Source organism: Acetobacterium sp. MES1 (genome assembly GCF_002237635.1).
Classification (GTDB): domain Bacteria; phylum Bacillota; class Clostridia; order Eubacteriales; family Eubacteriaceae; genus Acetobacterium; species Acetobacterium wieringae.
This window is the reverse complement of record NZ_MJUY01000036.1, coordinates 90,904-104,203: the sequence shown is the minus strand read 5'-3', so window position 1 is coordinate 104,203 and position 13,300 is coordinate 90,904. Positions and strand designations below refer to the sequence as shown.

Annotated in this window: 13 protein-coding genes; 12 read left to right on the top strand and 1 reads right to left on the bottom strand. The window is 37.8% G+C overall.

Annotation, left to right across the window (positions count from 1 at the left end):
• Positions 1 to 8: 8 nt before the first annotated feature.
• The 12 genes from BI182_RS11100 to BI182_RS11050 all read left to right on the top strand — a co-directional run bounded on the left by BI182_RS11100 (position 9) and on the right by BI182_RS11050 (position 12,127).
• Entirely contained in the window at positions 9 to 1,193 is a 1,185-nt protein-coding gene (locus BI182_RS11100; RefSeq protein WP_286807934.1) for a glycosyltransferase family 4 protein, read from the top strand.
• Complete coding sequence (locus tag BI182_RS11095; RefSeq protein WP_228883468.1) at positions 1,171 to 2,505, top strand: O-antigen ligase family protein; 1,335 nt, start codon at positions 1,171 to 1,173, stop codon at positions 2,503 to 2,505. Before BI182_RS11100 ends, BI182_RS11095 begins: the two co-directional genes overlap by 23 nt.
• A complete protein-coding gene (locus BI182_RS11090) occupies positions 2,495 to 3,205 on the top strand; it encodes a hypothetical protein (protein ID WP_228883470.1) in 711 nt (236 codons plus the stop codon). Before BI182_RS11095 ends, BI182_RS11090 begins: the two co-directional genes overlap by 11 nt.
• A gap of 18 nt (positions 3,206 to 3,223) precedes the next feature.
• Complete coding sequence (locus BI182_RS11085; RefSeq protein ID WP_286807922.1) at positions 3,224 to 4,246, top strand: glycosyltransferase family 2 protein; 1,023 nt, start codon at positions 3,224 to 3,226, stop codon at positions 4,244 to 4,246.
• Between the two features lie 65 nt (positions 4,247 to 4,311).
• Positions 4,312 to 5,187, top strand: coding sequence for a leucyl/phenylalanyl-tRNA--protein transferase (gene aat, locus BI182_RS11080; protein WP_228883473.1), 876 nt, complete (start codon positions 4,312 to 4,314; stop codon positions 5,185 to 5,187).
• The gene (locus BI182_RS11075; RefSeq protein WP_286807910.1) at positions 5,184 to 6,296 is read left to right on the top strand and encodes a DegT/DnrJ/EryC1/StrS family aminotransferase; all 1,113 of its coding nucleotides are present in this window, start codon (positions 5,184 to 5,186) and stop codon (positions 6,294 to 6,296) included. Before aat (BI182_RS11080) ends, BI182_RS11075 begins: the two co-directional genes overlap by 4 nt.
• A 68-nt stretch (positions 6,297 to 6,364) precedes the next feature.
• On the top strand, positions 6,365 to 7,477 hold the full coding sequence (locus BI182_RS11070) for a hypothetical protein (protein ID WP_286807907.1): 1,113 nt from the start codon (positions 6,365 to 6,367) through the stop codon (positions 7,475 to 7,477).
• Positions 7,478 to 7,533: 56 nt separating this feature from the next.
• The gene (locus tag BI182_RS11065; protein WP_286807906.1) at positions 7,534 to 9,024 is read left to right on the top strand and encodes a lipopolysaccharide biosynthesis protein; all 1,491 of its coding nucleotides are present in this window, start codon (positions 7,534 to 7,536) and stop codon (positions 9,022 to 9,024) included.
• Positions 9,025 to 9,044: 20 nt separating this feature from the next.
• Positions 9,045 to 10,505 (top strand): lipopolysaccharide biosynthesis protein, encoded by a 1,461-nt coding sequence (locus BI182_RS11060; RefSeq protein ID WP_286807904.1) that lies wholly within the window; start codon positions 9,045 to 9,047, stop codon positions 10,503 to 10,505.
• 1 nt (position 10,506) lies between these two features.
• The gene (locus BI182_RS11055) at positions 10,507 to 11,046 is read left to right on the top strand and encodes a WbqC family protein (protein ID WP_286807899.1); all 540 of its coding nucleotides are present in this window, start codon (positions 10,507 to 10,509) and stop codon (positions 11,044 to 11,046) included.
• Positions 10,955 to 11,218 (top strand): WbqC family protein, encoded by a 264-nt coding sequence (locus tag BI182_RS17295; RefSeq protein ID WP_353744769.1) that lies wholly within the window; start codon positions 10,955 to 10,957, stop codon positions 11,216 to 11,218. Before BI182_RS11055 ends, BI182_RS17295 begins: the two co-directional genes overlap by 92 nt.
• A 42-nt stretch (positions 11,219 to 11,260) precedes the next feature.
• Positions 11,261 to 12,127: a WbqC family protein gene (locus BI182_RS11050; protein ID WP_286807897.1), complete on the top strand. Its 867-nt coding sequence runs from the start codon at positions 11,261 to 11,263 to the stop codon at positions 12,125 to 12,127.
• A 22-nt stretch (positions 12,128 to 12,149) separates the two neighbouring features.
• On the opposite strand, the gene aat (BI182_RS11045) is transcribed toward BI182_RS11050, so the two are convergent.
• Complete coding sequence (gene aat / locus BI182_RS11045) at positions 12,150 to 13,013, bottom strand: leucyl/phenylalanyl-tRNA--protein transferase (RefSeq protein WP_228883479.1); 864 nt, start codon at positions 13,011 to 13,013, stop codon at positions 12,150 to 12,152.
• Positions 13,014 to 13,300: the final 287 nt, after the last annotated feature.

Here is a 13,300-nt window from a genome sequence, read left to right as displayed (position 1 = left end):
AGGCCATCATGCAAAAAAAACACATCTGCTTTGTTGTACCGAACTATCCGACACAGAATGATCCGGTTTATACCTTTGTCAGAGAGCTGGTCTGCTCAATTGCCGAGCAGGGATACCCATGTTCAGTCATTGCGCCTCAAAGTGTCACAAAAAAGCTGTTAAAGAATAAATCATCCCGGCCTCAATTCTGGCAGGATTTTGTGAATGAAGAGGTATGGGTGGATGTTTATCAGCCCAAGGTTCTGTCGTTCTCAAATCTTAAAATTTTTGGAATGAACCTTTCGGCATACGTGTCACAAAAAGCAGTGATTCGTGTTTTTAGAAAAATAAGACCGCGGCCGGACATTATTTATGCTCATTTTTGGCATTCTGGGGTAACCGCTGGTTTAATCAGTAAAATGTATAAAATTCCCTTTTTCGTTGCAACCGGTGAAAGTAAGATTTGGGTGGAAAGCCTTTTTCCCCGTAAAACGATTCAAAAAGCTCTGGCTGATATAAGCGGTGTGATCTGCGTTTCAACCAAAAATTTGGATGAAAGTATTGAGCTTAAGCTTGCACCACGCAACAAGATGATTGTGATTCCAAACGCCGTTGATCCGAAAAAATTCTACAAAATGGACAAACGTGAAATCAGAAGCAAACTGGGATTTGGTCAGGATGATTTTATTGTTTCATTCATGGGGTCATTCGATCAACGAAAAGGTGTTTTGCGTTTGGCGGAGGCAGTGAAACAAGTGGAGCAGACGAAAGTCATTTTTATTGGTTCAGGCAATCTCAGACCAACCGGTGAAGAAATTGTGTTTCTCGGAAAACTCCCGCATAATCAGATCTGTGAATATTTAAACTGTTCCGATGTGTTTGTTTTGCCAACTTTGGCAGAAGGATGCAGCAATGCGATTCTTGAAGCGATGGCCTGTGGATTACCGATTATCTCTTCGGATCTCAGTTTTAATGATGATATACTAACCGATCGCTGGGCCATCCGGGTGGATAGTATGGATGTCACCGCTATTGCCAAAGCAATTAGATCTTTAAAAAACGATGATATTTGGTGTAAGAAAATGGCGGCAAACGCCTTGGAGCAGTCACAAGAATACCATATCGATATTCGGGCTAAAAAAATAGTGCGGTTTATTAACAATTCGATTAATGACGAAAAAGAGGTTCAAAATGATAACCAGGAAATCAACTAATTCCATTGCGATATTAGGTTTGGCGCTGCTACTTATTATTCTTGGTCTTTCAAACACTGTATTTTTGATTATTGGAATTATGATTGCCAGTAGCTATATCTTTCTTAGTGGAGCAGAAGGAATTTATGGTCTGTATTTTATGTTGCCATTTTCTCCCATCATGAAGTTTGCACCAGGGGGAAATACTTTTTTTAATGTCCTTATTGCAGTGTACATCCTCAGAATGATTTTTTTAAATCCGAAAACGAAGATTTCACTCTATCAAATCCTATCAATTCTTGCACTTATTATTTTTTCCTTACTTAATACAATGGATTCAAGTTTAATAAAACTGGTGGAGCTGGTTATTTATTTCGTATTGGCTTTTTTAGTAATGAACAATAAGGATGATATCGAGGTGCGAAAATTACTTATGTATTTTATTGCGGGTATCATCATAGCGTCAATCTTAGGGTCTTTTAGCGATTTAATTCCTGGCCTAAGCGGTTTTATGCAAGAAACCCGGATTAAACTCGAAGATGGCGATGTATTTGGAAGATTTTCTGGAATCCAGACAAATCCCAACTTCTATACCATGGACATAACAATTGCGATTGCGGCGCTGTTATACATGATTGGCATGAAAAAACATCGTTGGTACGATTATGTTCTAGTGATAATTTTACTCGGATTTGGGATATTATCGTTGAGTTTATCTTTTATGTTGGCGGTGGGTGTGATATTTATACTCTATTTAGCTTTTAAGATCGTTCAGTTGACCAAATTATCCTTTGACGTCAATGTTGTTTTAAGAGGCATCTTTTTTATCGCATTGACATTATTAATTATTTCAGAAATTAGCAGTTTACCTTATATGAATATTTATTTTCAACGATTGGGCGTTGGTAGTTTTCTTGATCAGAGTCTATCGGATCTTACTACGGGTCGTTCAGACATCTGGTCGGATTATTTAAGCCTGTATCTCAGTGATTGGCGGATTTTCCTTGTTGGCGTCGGTTACTCGGTGGAGGCTTATCATTTAAGGCAGGCACATAATTACTTTCTTGAACTCTTAGTCCATTTAGGGATCATCGGAACAATTTTATATTTCAATGTCTTAAACTCAATTTTTAAGCCTTTTTCGATGAAAGTCAAAGGCCGAATGCTCTGTCTTTTACCGTTGGTGGCATTAATTTTTCGGGGATTTGGGATAAATTTATTTTTCAGAGAAAATTTCATCTTTTATTTAATAATCTGCGCATTGATCATGGCTGACGATGACCGCATAGATGATTTGAAAACGCCTCGAAAGGAAGTTTCAGATGAAAAATAAAACAATATTTCTGGAATTTAACGGGATTCCAGGTTCGGGGAAAACGACGTTGTCAAATCGAGTGATTACGGATATGAAAAGCAAGAATTATCTGATTGAATCCTATCATCAGGTTATTAAGAAACCAACCAGAAAAAACTCAAAACATCTGTTGTTATACCTTTTTAGGATAAAGCCAGGCAGTGTTAAAATAGGCTATCTGGCAACGATGTATTTGATTACAAACAAGAAACTTAACCATGAAAACTGGTTAAGGGTGATTTCTTTAGTGGTTCTTTTTGATTTTTATCAAAAAAAAGGCCAGGATTGTGGTGATGAAGTTATTTTGGTTGATCAGGGAATTGTTCAACAAATTATTTCGATGCTTTACGAGTCAGAATTGATTGCTGATAAATATGTTAAAAAACTAATCTGTTTTGCAAAAAAAAAGAATGTGGGATTATACATTGTCAACGTTGATCTTGATATTAATATTTCGTTTGAGCGTCTTGTTAAACGAAAAGGGAATATGTCACGGATACAGAAGTTAAACGAGGCGGATGCCATCCATACACTAACGATTCAGCAAAATAATTTTAATAAAATCAGAAAAATTATCAAAGAACTGGAGCTGGAGAGCCTTGATGTAAATACCAAAGCGTGTATTGATGAAACTGTGCAGGTGATCGTAAATTATATAATGAGAATTAAAGATCACTAGATTTATAACAGATCCAGATTGTTCAGGATAAGTGATAGAAATACAGCTGAATCGCTTAAAAGGGAGCTTATTATGAAGAATAAAACAATGGTCAGTGTGAATTGTATCACCTATAATCACGAGAATTATATCGCTGAAGCATTAAATAGTTTTATTATGCAAAAAACCAGCTTTAACTATGAAATATTGATCCATGACGATGCATCTACGGATAGAACTGCAGAAATCATTCGTGATTATGAACAAAAATATCCAGATTTAATTAAGCCGATCTACCAAAAGGAGAATCTGTATTCAAAAGACGTTGATATTGACGATCTGAATACCGAAAGAGCAACAGGAAAGTATATTGCAGTGTGTGAAGGTGATGATTATTGGCTTGATCCGCTTAAACTTCAAAAACAAGTTGATTATATGGAGGGTCATCCGGAGTGTACGCTTTGTGTTCATGCCGCTTACATTGTCAACGTGATCGGCAGGAAAATAAAACCGGTGAGACCGAGTGTTGGGAACAAAATATTCACCATTGAAGAAGTCATTGAAGGTGGGGGCGGATTATTTGCAACAAATACGATGATGTATCCTCGCTACTTAGATCCAAACAAACCAGATTTTTATAAAAAGGCACCGGTAACGGATTATCCCTTAGCTATTTATCTTGCCTTAAACGGACAAGTATATTATATCGATGAATACATGGCGGCATACCGTAAAGGTGTGAGTGGTTCCTGGACCAATACAGAACAGTCAAGTCTGGAAAAAATAATTAAACACGTCGATAATACTGAAAAAATGTTGGCACATCTCAATCAATACACAAATTATCAGTATGATGAGGCGATCACGAACAAAAATAATATCAATCAATTTAAAATTATGATTGCTCAGGAACGGTTTGAAGCATTGAAGGAAGACCGATTCAAAGCAATATTTAAAAAGCTGGGAAAAAAAGAAAAAACTAAAATATTGATTAAACAATACTTTCCGCAGTCAGTCAGAACCTATAAAAAGCTGCGTAAAAAGTATCGCTTGATGAAGTAAACGGAGTCGAAATAGGTAGGATTAACCGGTTGCAAATACCTGAGCATGGAAATGGAGGAGCGATTGTGACACTAAAAAAATTCAAATCGGGGTTGTTGAGGTTCGATGACTTGATTTTTAAGGGAAAGCTTAAAGCCTTCTATATACATCGCATTAAATATCGGGGGAAAGCCTATGAGCTAACGGAAGATTTATATTTCCCTCCTCACACAGCATCAAACAAAAGTATTCGGATGGGTCCTGAGGGAGAATTATTGGCTGTTGGGGGTGACTGGAAACCGGAACGCATTATTCTCGCCTATAAAAATGGCATCTATCCCGTTGCATTTAAGAATCAGCCCATTCTTTGGTGGACATCAGAACGACATTGTGTCATGTATCCTAAAGATGTACATATTCCCAAAAATATGCGGGCGCTAATTCGCCAGAATAAGTACAAACTGACCGTTGATCAAGCTTTTTATGAGGTCGTCAGTGCTTGCTCGGAAACAAGAAAAGACTACACCTGGTTAACGCATGAACAGGTCAAAGCTTTTCATCAACTGCATAACTTGGGATTTGCCCATTCAGTCGAAGTCTGGCAAGGCGAAGAACTGGTAGGGGGATTATTTGGGGTTTCATTCGGAACATATTTTCATGGTGAATCGATGTTTGCACGGGTGAGTCATACCTCAAAATTAGCATACATTGGATTATCGGTTCGACTTGCAGAAATGAATTTTACGATTATGGATTGTGGAATTTGGCCAACGGATCATATGAAAAGTTTGGGTGCTGTTGTTATTTCACGAGATGAGTTTCTTGAGATTCTGGATAGAAGTAAGGATGCTCCTGAAGTGATTGCTGATTGGGGTGCATTGTTCGAAAATTGGGATTTAAAACAAGCAGTACAAAATCATCTGGATGGTTTGAAAACGAAGAGCGAAGGAGCCTTGATATGAAAGACCAAATCAACGTTACACGGTCATCGATGCCAGAATTTGAAGAGTACATGGCAGAAATAAAAGAGCTATGGGACACCCATTGGTTAACCAACATGGGTGTAAAGCACAAGAAATTCGCAAAATGCTTAAGAAATTATTTGAATGTGGAAATGGTAACCCTCTTAGCAAATGGTCACCTTGCCCTTGAATGTGCGATTGCTGCCTTTGATCTTCAGGGAGAGGTGATTACGACACCATTTACCTTTGCCTCAACCACCCACGCAATTGTCAGAAATGGTCTGGATCCAGTATTTTGTGATATCAATGAGGACGATTATACTATTGATGTAGAAAAAATTGAAAGCTTGATAACCGAAAAAACTTGTGCAATTGTTCCAGTTCACCTGTACGGAAACGTATGTGATGTGGAAACGATTGAAAAGATTGCAAAAAAATACAAACTGAGGGTGATTTATGATGCAGCGCATGCTTTTGGAGTAACGGTTAACAATATCGGCATCGGTAACTTTGGTGACGCGTCAACTTTCAGTTTTCATGCGACAAAGGTCTTTAATACCATCGAAGGTGGTGCAGTAACCTATAATAATGAGCAACTGAAAAAAACACTCTATTTTCTCAAAAACTTTGGGATTACTGGCCCGGAGTCAGTGGAGTTTGTCGGTGGTAACGCAAAGATGAATGAGTTTCAGGCAGCGATGGGAATTTGTAATCTCCGCCATATCGATGCAGAAATTGCCAGACGTCAGATTGTGTTTAATCGTTATTGTGAAAACTTGGACGGAATCAATGGGATAAAACTTTTGCAACCGCAACCAGCGGTTAAAAGTAATTATGCTTACTTTCCAGTTATTTTTTGTGGGAAAGCGAATTTAAGAAATGATGTCTTTGACGAACTGGAGAGAAATCAAATTATTCCGAGAAAGTACTTCTATCCGTTAACAACGGACTACAAATGCTATGCCAATCGTTTTGATTCAAACGAAACACCGGTGGCGAAGAATATTGCCGAACGGGTTATAACTTTGCCGCTGTATCCTGATTTGATGCTTGACGAGGTCGATCGGATTTGTAAAATTATATTAAATTGCTCTAGGAATTTATGTTGAGGGATCAAAAGAATGAGGCAAATCGTCTTACAAAGCCGTTTAAGATAGTGTGGGGAAGGGAACTGACAATGATTGATGTAAAAAAACAACTATTGGAGGATTTAAATCAGCTTAAGCTAGATAATTCAGTCCTTCAACCGAACACCACATATGACAATAGAAAATATCAACAACCTGAAATGATAATCATTGGTTTGGAGAAAGATTGTACTATTTATAAAAGAACGTTCATAAAGTACCAATTTATTCAACTAAAAAAACGATCAATCTCGAAAAAATTTGAATCGTGGATAGGGTATGATGATTTTAACGGCGACTTAATTCAGGTTCACTTATGTTTGTGCGGGAGGAAAGCAGATCAGTGCGATGCAATGGAGAATTTTATGAACAACCGTGCAAAAAAAGTATCCTCTAAAAACAGATTTTCGTTCAGATGTCCTTCAATAGCAGTGATTGGTTCTGATGGGTCAGGCAAAAGCACCGTTACCACTGATTTGGAGAAGTGGTTTTCAAAAAAACTTGACTGCCGTCGGTATTATCTGGGAAGCGGTGATCATTATAACCCCATATACAAACAAGGTCTTAGAACAATAGTCAGATGGTTTGGACGTTCACGATCATCGAATGAACAGCAGGCAGTTAATACAGGAAAAAGCCAATTGAAAAAAACGCCAGATCGCGTTTTAAAAAAGGGACTTAAGAAAGGGTATTGTCATCTCAATGCCTTTTATTTGTATCGCATTTCGGTTCACTCATTAAAGCAGTTAAAAAAGTCAAATGACTTTTCTAAGAACGGCGGAATTTCCCTGTTCGACAGATTTCCGCAAAATCAGTTTATGGGAATCAATGATGGTCCGAAAATCAGAAAAGCATATGGAACCATCAATAGCCCGATCATCAACTGTTTAATGCAAATGGAGGAAAAGAACATTGGTCGATGCGTTAAAATGAGCCCGGGTTTAGTCATTAAGTTGATTGTATCACCTGAAATAGCAGTTACGAGAAAGCCAGACCATAGTATCCTGGAATTAGAAAGAAAAGCAGACATTATTCATACACTGAGTTTTAGAGATGCTGTAATTCATAACGTTGATGCCAGTCAGCAGTACGATATAGAATTAAAAGCGATAAAGAAATTGATATGGAACTATCTATTTCAATGTTCGAAAACGAATGGATAAAATTTGGGCTGATATTCTGACTCGAGATGAATCTGAGATAAGGGCGGTTAAGACTGATGAAAGTATCAAATAAAGATAAGGCATTTTTAGGTGTTTACTGGATGACAATTATGGGGTTAGCCAGTGTTGTGATCAAGTTGTTAATCACGATGAGTTTGTCCAGATTATTGCTACCCCAAGAGTTTGGTCAGGTTGCAACGATTCAGATCATCATCAGCTTTGCTGAAATATTCTGGATGATGGGTGTGGGAAGTGCCATTGTTCAAAAAAAGCAATTGTCAGACGACTACATTGCAACCGGAAATACCTTAAATTTAATACTGGGGCTCATTATTTATTTGACCATCTTTATTTTTGCATCCGCAATTGCCAGCCTGGTTGGATCAAATGATATCACGATGTTGCGGGTTCTTTCGATCGTATTCGTAATTCATAGTATCTCAGGCGTTTCTGAAGCATTACTTCAAAAAGAAATGCGCTTTAAAACCATCAGCATTATAAATACGGTGGCGGCGATTATCAATGGAGCCGTGGCAATTATGCTAGCCCTTAGTGGTTTTGGTGCGTGGTCGCTCGTATTTGCTCAAATTATCAGTGTTCTGTTTCAAACCGTCATGTCGATTATCAAAAAGCCGATTAAATTTAGGTTGATAATTGAAAAAGAATCAGCAAAAGAACTAATTAATTTTGGTACCGGATATGCACTCTCGAAGCTATTTAATAATATTGCCAATCAGGGAGATTATTTTGTTGTGAGTCAAACACTTGGAAGTGCAGCTTTAGGATTCTACAATCGAGCCTATCAATTGTTATTGGTACCCACAAACTTGATTGCCACAGTGATGGAGCGGGTCTTGTTTCCTTTATTGGCCATGTATCAGGATGAACATGAAAAAATCCGCTATGTCGTCATGAATTTAACAGCGCTGATCGCAATTTTGGCTTTTCCAATTACGATTGTGTCGCTGACACTGGGGGCAGACTTAGTTCAAGTGGTCTTGGGTCCGAAATGGGAAGAAACCATCCTTCCCTTCAAAATATTAATTGTCAGCTTATTTTTTAGAATGGCATATAAAATTGGTGATGCGCTGGTACGTTCGTTGGGAGCGGTCTATAAACGACTATGGGTACAAATTGCATACGCAACACTGGTCATTGGGGGGGCATATATTGGTAAAGAATGGGGGATCGTCGGAGTTGCAGTGACAACAACAATTGCGATCATTATCAACTATTTTATCATGACGTTTCTGATTGGACATTTAGTTGAACTTAAAATGCGAGAGTTATTGGGGTATTTAACGCCAATTATTCTTGTCAGTATTGTCATTGGGGGCGTCAGTTATCTGATTAGCACTCCCATAGCAACCTTACCATATGCGCTGATCAGACTGATTGTCATGACGTTTGCAGTGGGTTTTTTGTATCTTTTGGCTTTTAAATTTGTTATTATTAAATATATGCCCGAAGATTTCAGGGGGTTTATTGAAATTGTAAAAGATCAGACGACGAGAAAACTTGTACCGAAGAAAAAAAACATCAAATAATTTAACCTGGAAGAAGGATTATGGACGATAAGCAAATTAAATCTAAGGTGATTTCATCTTTGTTTTGGAAATTTATGGAGCGACTGGGAACGCAGGGAATACAGTTCGTTGTCCAAATTGTATTGGCGCGTCTCATATTGCCAGAAGAGTATGGGACAATTGCATTGATTACAATATTCATCTCGTTTGCCAATGTCTTTGTTCAGTATGGGTTTAATACCGCACTTATTCAGAAGCAGGATGCAAATGAAACTGATTTTTCATCTGTGTTTTTTTTAAGTTTAGTGGTTGCGGGGCTATGTTATGCAATCCTGTTCATTTCGGCGCCGCTGATTGCCGATTTTTTTGAGAATCCAATGCTTATACCACTGCTGCGAGTCTTGTCGACCACCTTGTTTCTAGGTGGTTTAAATTCGATTCAAAATGCTGTTGTTGCCAGAAATTTGGAATTTAAAAAATTGTTTTACAGTAGTTTAGGAGCTGTTGTTGGGTCAGGAACTATCGGCATCGTGATGGCTTACAATGGGTTTGGTGCCTGGGCATTGGTAGCCCAGCAACTTACGAATCAATTGATGGTGGCGGGGATTCTTTGGTTTACAGTAAAATGGCGACCGGGGTTTTTATTTTCTCTGGAAAGCTTGAAAGGCCTTTTTTCATTTGGATGGAAATTATTAGTTTCCGCACTTATTAATATGCTTTATAATAATGTTCAAAGCTTGTTCATCGCAAAAATCTATAATCCGGCGATGCTGGGTTATTTTAATCGGGGTCAGCAATTTCCATCATTGATTGTCTCAAATATAAATGGATCAATCCAATCGGTCATGTTTCCTGCCCTGGCCCTTAAACAGGATAATCGACAGCGAGTCAAGGAAATGGTCAGAAGAGCGATTGTGACCAGTGCCTTTTTTATCTTTCCGATGATGGTTGGATTGGCAGTGATTGCCGAACCACTGGTCACAATTCTCTTGACTGATAAATGGTTACCCTGTGTCCCATTCTTGCAGATTTCCTGTGCAGCATTTGCTTTGTTACCAATTCACACTGCTAATCTCCAGGCAATCAATGCCTTGGGCCGAAGTGATATATTTTTAAAACTGGAGATTATTAAAAATGTTGTCAGCTTAACGATTTTAGGAGTCTCACTCGCATATGGTATCTATGCGATTGCTGCCGGGATGTTTTTTAGCAGCGTTGCCTCATCGTTTATCAATGCCTATCCCAATAAGAAGCTATTGGATTACAGTTATGTACAACAATTGAAGGATGTTATGCCATCGCTGTTATTATCTTTGGCAATGGGTGGGATTATCTATTGTTTTTTATGGCTTAATATGAGTCCTTTAATAACCCTGACACTACAGGTAGGTGTCGGAATCTGTATTTATTTTGGAATAGCAAAATTACTTAAATTTGAATGTCTGATATATCTAATGGTCACCGCAAAGGAGATGTTGGACAATCGAAGGAAGCGTGAATAAGATGATCATTGGAATAATGCAACCCTATTTTTTTCCCTACCTGGGATATTTTAGTTTGTTAAAGCAGGTTGATCGGTTTATTTTGTTTGATACGGTTCAGTTTATTCGGCATGGGTGGATTGAAAGAAACCGAATTTTAAAACCGTGCGAAGGAGTCCAATATATTTGCGTACCGCTGGTAAAAGCTTCACACCTTGCAAAAATAAAAGATGTGTCAATCAGAAATAACGAAGACTGGCGAAATCATATCCTTTGCCAATTGAATCACTATAAAAAAAAAGCCCCCTTCTACAAGGAGACCATGGCGGTGGTCGAAAGAGCTTTGGCGATTAATACGGAAAGTATTACTTATTTAAATCATAATACAATGAACTGTGTTTGTGATTATCTGGGGATCAAAAAAAATATAGAGATTTTTTCACAAATGAACCTGGAAATTGAGCCAGCCAATGAACCGGATGAGTGGGCCCTTAATATCTGCAAAAAAATTGGGAAATGTGGAGGAATACTGGAATCCGATTGGAGGGCTTTCATTTTTTAATCCTGAAAAATACGAAAAGTCTGGGATAAAAATACATTTTCACTCGGTGAAGATAAAGCGCTATCCCCAACGCCGTCCGGTATTTGAAGAAAAACTTTCAATCATTGATGTGATGATGTTTAATTCACCAACAGAGATAAACAGAATGCTGGATGACTATTCGTTATTTTAGCTGAGAAATCTGAACCGGGTTTTGGCAATGGAGATCCCTTTGATGAGTGATTATCAACAACACATTTTTAATGAGTGCAAAATGAATGCAAGTCACGCAGGCGCAGAATTACATGATAATTCTTATCAAATTCTCCCAAATTTCCCGGAAAGTAAAAACGAGTCAAAGAAAAAAAAGCGAGGAATCAAAATGGATGTTTCAATCATGCAACCTTATTTATTTCCTTATATTGGATATTTTCAAATGATTAATTGTTCAGATTATTTTGTGATTGCAGATGATGTGCAGTTTATCAGGAAAGGCTGGATCAACAGAAACCGGATTTTATTAAATGGCGAACCTTTACTGATCACATTACCATTAAATCGAGACAGTTCTTTCCTCGACATCAATAAACGGAGCTTTGTAATGCAATCTGACCCAAGGGGAAGTCGTGCATTCCTGAATAAAATTGTGAATTCATACCGGAAAGCTCCGGAATTCAAATTGATTTATCCTTTAATTGAAGTGATTGTGAATTTTAGCAATAATAACGTTGCAGAGTTCCTGACGAATAGTATAAAAGAAATTTGTGTATTTCTGGACATTGAAACAGAAATATTAATTGAATCCTCCTTTTTATTATCACCGGAACTAGATTATCAGGATTCAGTTATTTATGTGTGCAAAGAATTGAAGGCAAAACGTTACATAAATTCGATCGGTGGAATGGATTTATATTCAAAACGTAAATTTGCAGAAAATGGTATTGAACTTAAATTTATTAAAACGAGGGAGACATTAGAATACCGACAATTTTATTATCAGTTTGTGCCAAACTTATCGATCATTGATGTGATGATGTTTAATCCCAGGGATCGAATTAAAGCGATGCTAACAGAATATGACCTGGTTGAAGGCCACAATTAGATCATTGCGACATTAAAAGAATTCAAGATATCGGATCGAGGTTATTTTTTACTAAGTGATTTTTGACGGCTTGGCAAAAGTCCCAGTTTTCAAAAAGCTCTTCCCAGTTATTGATAATTGCAGGAACATTGATGCTTTGGTCTAATCGCTTCAGAAACTCGTCACGCTCGATTGTGACGACGCCCATGCTTTTGAGATGATCGGTTGGCCAGGTTCCGCAATCGATCATCGTACAGTTCAATTCTTCCAGTCGAATGGTCAAGGCGATCATGGCAAATTTCGAAGCGTGGTTAACACGTGTAAACATTGAAGAGATATAAAAATATGAGCCGCATGAGAAGCCAAACAATCCGGCCACCAGATTGCCATCTTGCCAAACCTCGATGGAGTGTTTGTAACCTAAATCATGTAAAGTGCAACACGATTTTTTACGGTCAGGGGTGAGCCAGGTGTACGCTTCTCGGGATTCGGTACAGCCATTGATGACATCATCAAACGCTTTGTCCACGGTCAGGTGAAAATGGTTGTGCTTAATTAAACGCCACATGACTTTTGAAATATGAAGATGCTCAGGAAACAAAACACAACGGATCTCTGAAGTCCACCATAAAATTGGCTGATCAACAAGTGATGATGGGTAAATACCATTTTTGAAAGCAAAAATAATTCGTTCAGGGCTTAGATCGCCACCAACCGCTAATAATTCGCCAGCAGAACCCATCCGGACGCTCTTGTTCGCAGTTGTATGTGGTGGAAAATATAATTCTTTGGTTAAAAAATATGCTTTGCCTTTATACTGGATATGTTTTATATAAAATGCCTTGAGAGTACCATTGAACAATCGTGCATCCATTTTAATCAGTTGTGATTTAAAATTTTTAAACATAATTTAGCGCCTCCCGATACAAAGTTTCGTGTAAAAAAAGACTGATTGGGTACATTTATTTATTACCCAAAAATGTGATTTATCTGCGTTAAGTTAAAAAAATAAAATGAGTTGCATCACAAACTACCGATTTCTGAAATCAAAAATATCTGACAATTAAGCCATTTTGGCAAGGATAGCAATTGATCCGAAGAGATACCATATCTTGGAACAGAATATTTCTGGCATCAACATATAGCGCATGTGACGGTTTTGAAGCTCTGGCAAAAACAAATTTAAAAAAAGTT